General features: G+C 70.1%; 2 protein-coding genes. Both read left to right on the top strand.

From position 1 onward, the window contains the following. Positions 1-511: TRAM domain-containing protein (locus LH128_RS29240; RefSeq protein ID WP_008833314.1), on the top strand; the 511-nt coding region annotated here is incomplete at its 5' end. Continuing rightward, a partial coding sequence (locus LH128_RS29245; RefSeq protein ID WP_008833315.1) for an alpha/beta fold hydrolase occupies positions 508-1229 on the top strand: 722 nt, incomplete at its 3' end. The genes LH128_RS29240 and LH128_RS29245, both read left to right, overlap by 4 nt.

The following is a 1229-nucleotide window of genomic DNA, read 5'->3' on the forward strand; positions in this document are numbered from 1 at the left end:
CAAGGCGATGAACCGCAGCCACACAGTCGAGAGCTACCTCAAGATTCTCGACCGGGTGCGCGCGGTGCGGCCGGACATCGCGCTGTCGGGCGACTTCATCGTCGGCTTCCCCGGCGAGACCGACGCCGAATTCGAGGATACGCTGAGGCTGGTCGACGCGGTCGGCTATGCGCAGTGCTTCAGCTTCAAGTATTCGCCCCGCCCCGGTACGCCTGCCGCGACGATGGGCGACCAAGTCTCCGCCGCCGTGATGGACGAGCGGCTGCAGCGCCTCCAGTCCGCACTCAACCGCGACCAGCTGGCGTTCAACGCCGCGACGGTCGGCAAGACCTGCGACGTGCTGGTGGAGCGCAAGGGCAAGCATGCCGGCCAGTGGCTCGGCAAGTCGCCGTGGCTGCAGTCGGTCCACTTCACCGGAGAGGCAGAGGTCGGCCAGATCGTGCGCGTCGAGGTCACCAGCGCCGGGCCGAACAGCCTCGGTGCGGTGCCGCTGACCGCAGAGGTGGCGTGAACGCTGTAAATTCGGGCCGGCAGCCACTCGTCCTCGTCCCCGGCCTGACTTGCGACGCGGAGGTCTTCCGCGCCCAGACTGCTGCGCTGGCGGACGTGGCGGACATGACCGTCGCTGATACGCTCAGCGACGGCTCGATCGCCGCCATGGCCGAGCGGCTGCTCGACGATGCGCCCGATACCTTCGCGCTCGCGGGGTTCTCGATGGGTGGCTACGTGGCGATGGAAGTGATCGCCCGCGCGCCGGAGCGGGTCACGCGGCTCGCCCTGCTCGACACCAGCGCCACGGCTGATGCGCCCGACTATGCCGCCGTCCGCCGCGCCGCCGTCAGGACCGCGCGGGAACGCGGCTTCGAAAAGGTGCTGCGCGGCAGTCTCGGGCTGCTGGTCCATCCGCAGGCGGACCCGGAGATCGGGGATGCGGTAGTTGCAATGGCCATGCGCGTCGGGATCGAGGCGTTCGAACGGCAGCAAGGCGCGATCATCGCCCGCGCCGATCCGCTGCCGGGCCTCGCCGCGATCTCGGTGCCGACGCTGGTGCTGGTCGGCGAGGACGACCGCACCACGCCGCCGCACTATTCGCGCACGATCGCGCAGACCGTGCCGGGTGCGACCTTGGTGACGATCCCCGAATGCGGCCACATGGCGCCGATGGAGCGGCCGGAAGCGGTGAACGCGGCGCTGCGTGAGTGGCTGGCGACCCCGTCGTCCCGGACCTG

The sequence above is a fragment of the Sphingomonas sp. LH128 genome, assembly GCF_000293195.2.
In the GTDB taxonomy this organism is placed as follows: Bacteria; Pseudomonadota; Alphaproteobacteria; order Sphingomonadales; family Sphingomonadaceae; genus Novosphingobium; species Novosphingobium resinovorum_A.